At 56.6% G+C, this 3,177-nt stretch carries 2 protein-coding genes; both read left to right on the top strand.

From position 1 onward, the window contains the following. The first annotated feature begins 181 nt into the window (after positions 1–181). The gene (locus ABX962_RS33490; protein WP_372726022.1) at positions 182–1,813 is read left to right on the top strand and encodes a hypothetical protein; all 1,632 of its coding nucleotides are present in this window, start codon (positions 182–184) and stop codon (positions 1,811–1,813) included. Positions 1,814–1,952: 139 nt separating this feature from the next. Continuing rightward, positions 1,953–3,017, top strand: a complete 1,065-nt coding sequence (locus ABX962_RS33485) for a hypothetical protein (protein ID WP_372726021.1) — start codon at positions 1,953–1,955, stop codon at positions 3,015–3,017. Positions 3,018–3,177 lie beyond the last annotated feature (160 nt).

The raw sequence follows: 3,177 nt of genomic DNA, 5'->3' as shown, positions 1-3,177 counted from the left end.
GGCGGGCTGTCCGAACCGCGGCGGTAAGTGGAGCCAGCGGTGCCGCCGCCGATCGGGTGAAAATCGTGACCACCCACGCGAAGCGAGCGGCCGGGCAGGATAGAGTGAGAGGATGGGCTGTTTTGCGAAACGTCCTCTCCACGCCTCCTCTACAACCTCGGCCAAACGCCCCGCGTGTTCCATGCCCTTATCTCTGATCTGTCCTCGCTGTAGCAAGTCGGTCTCGATTCCCGATAGTTCGGCGGGGTTGCGGGTCTCGTGCCCTCATTGTGCTGCCGCGTTTCTGGCTCCCGGATTGAGTGCGACGACCAGCGATGATGCCGATGATTGGTTGACTCTGGATACCGATCCCGTTCCAGCGAACAAACCGTCAAACCTCGAAACCGCGAAGGTCAATCCGCGTCCGTCTTCGCCCACTGCAGCCGCGGCTAACCCCAGCGAAAAACCGAAGCCGCCTCGGTCCGTCCGCCCCGACGAAGACACTTTGCTCGGAGAATTCGCTGCCGAGCTGGACGAGTTTACCTCCACCATCGAATCGGTCCCCAAACCGAAAGCCTCCGCAAGTGGGGACGCAGCACATGGGGACGGGGACGGGGATGATCCGTTTGTCCTTCGCCCGGCGCTATCAAAGCCACCCGTCGGAACGCCTCGCTCCGCACCCGTGATCCCCACGCCAGTGATCCCAACATCGGGGACCCCCGGTGGCGACGACGACGTGATCGAACTTGGTGACGAGAACATCGTTGATGACGAGATGGACCTCGCAGCCGAGTTGGGAACAAAAAAGACGCCAGTCGAGTACGCCACCGAATATCGCGTGCAGTGTATGACGTGCGGTTCACAGCGGATCGTTCAAGCCAGCCAGGCGGGAAAGACGATCAAGTGCAACGATTGCCATTCCCCCATTCGGGTACGCCAGCCTCCACGCGTGCCCAAAAAAGTCGTGATCGACATGGATAACGCCGCCACGTTTGCCTTCGAGGCATCGCAAGTCTCGTCGTCCGATCGCCGCTCGGATCCCTACCGTAAATCAGCCCAGCAATTACTCGACGAGGCATCGCGAGTCGAAGAAACCGTACAAAGACACGATGACGACATCCCCAGCATCAGCGGATGGTTGGCCAGCATCTTTGGCATTTTTCGCGACCTTGGAGTGCTCGCACATTGGGTCGCATTGTCGCTGATCGCATCGGTGCCCGCGATCGTGGTCTTGGCATCGGAAGTTCGCGTTTTACAAGTCGCCTTGGTCCCCGCCGGAATCGTGTTCGGGCTCGTCGTGGTCAGTTGTGGCTTCGCGATTCTGCAGTCGATTGCCAACGGAGAAGAGAAGGTCAGCGAATGGCCTGTGTTTGACCCGATGGGGTGGCTCGAGAATTTGATCGAGGTGTTTTCTGCTGCCGGCTTTGCCATCATTCCCGTCTACGGGATCGCTCAATTTGTGTTTGGGCAATCGCTGCTCACCGCGGCGCTAACCATGCTGTCGCTGTACATTTTCTTTCCCTTTGTTTTGCTGTCGATGCTGGATAGTAATAGTCCTTTGACGCCGTTTTCAGCCGAAGTGGCTCGCAGTGTGACTCGCGCCCAAGAGGCCTGGGGAGGACTTTATTTCACTGCCGCGATTATGTTTTTTGCCTTATTCTTGACTTATGCCGTTTCCTCGACGATGCCGTCTCCGGTTGCAGCGGTGGGAGGCATCTTTTTGACCGTAGGAATGGCGTTTGTTTATTTTGCCATGATCGGTCGCTTGGCTTATGCGATTGGGCAAGAAGTCAGTGAGCCGCCCGTGAGCAAAACAAGCGACCAGGCGAAGTGATTCGCATCGCGAACTCAATGGGGAATTGAATCGAAGTGATTGGGTCCGAAAACGCTCTGGGTGAGTCAAAAGCAAGTCGTTAATTAAAACCAGCTCGTTCGTTTAAATCGAAGCAAATCCTGAGTGCGATTATTTACTGATGCCTAAGATGGCCCCCTACCCGAATGGCGATACAGAACCGGTGGCGACCGAGTTGCCCCCTGCGTCGGTGCCCATTGGAAAGGTGTTGGGGCGTCGCTTGGCTTTGTCGTATTGGGTGCTGTTTGCCACCGCCGCCGTCGCCGGCGTGATCTCGATTGTCGGAAGTGGGCCGGGAAACCGAGATCTCGCGGTCGCGTCGCTGCTAGCCATCGTCGTTTGGATCATGGGGTGGTCACTGCAAGCTGTGATCTACGCAGGATTCGCAATTCGCCGTGACGTTGTGCTCTCCTTTCGTTTCGTCGGCATCGGATGGCATCAAGGAGCGATGAGTGCCAAGCGAACGCTGATGGCGGCAATCACCACCCTTGTAACATTGGTGGTCGTCGGCGCGGGGCTGATTGGATTGGCAAAGTCGGGCGAAGCGGCCGCCACTGCGGCGGAGAGAGGGCTATTCGCAATCCCTGGATTTGGGATGACGCCCGCAGATTCGATGCTGCACTTTTCGGGGTGGCTCTTCTGGCTGCAAGCAGTGGGGCAACTCTACCCACTGCGGATGACGTTGGGACGCCATTTGATTGCATCTGTCATTGTGACGGTCGGACCCAAGTTGACTCAATCGGTCGCAGCCATCTTGTTGCATCGTATGTTGTTAGGAATCAGTCTTCTGATGGTCGGTATCGCAATCGCAACAATGCGTTTTGATAACCCTCTCGTTGTGCCTCGTTGGCCCTTCTTCTTGTTGCTAGCATTTGCATTGTTGCGAACGGCTAGCGTGCCAAGGGCGAGACAGCTGATTGATTCGCTGTGGGAGCGGCACCAGCAGCAGGATTTGGACGAGGAACTGGCACCGCCCGATGGACTGAGCGAGCGTTTGCGGGGATGGTTTGCCCGTCGACGAGCACGGCGAGCGTTACAACGTGAGCATGATGAAGCGGTCGACGCTACCAAGCTGGACCAGATTCTCGAGCGACTGCATGCTCAGGGACCCGACTCACTGAGTCACGAGGACCGGGTGATTTTAAAGCGAGTCAGCGAATCGCTCAAGAAATACCGCAATTCCTAGATCCATCGCTCCCCAGCGTTGAACGGGGTTTTGCTGGAGCACGTTTTCTTTGTAAGCTGTAAAAAACGAAAAGACCAAGCGTTAAAAACGCACTTGATAGAACAACGGGATAGGATGCTCTTATGATTGTTGCTGCTTCGACAGAATGTTGGCCCGAAAT

Source organism: Novipirellula sp. (assembly GCF_041583735.1).
Taxonomy (GTDB): Bacteria; Planctomycetota; Planctomycetia; order Pirellulales; family Pirellulaceae; genus Novipirellula.
The sequence above is the reverse complement of the archived record's forward strand: the minus strand, read 5'-3'. Positions and strand labels throughout refer to the sequence as shown.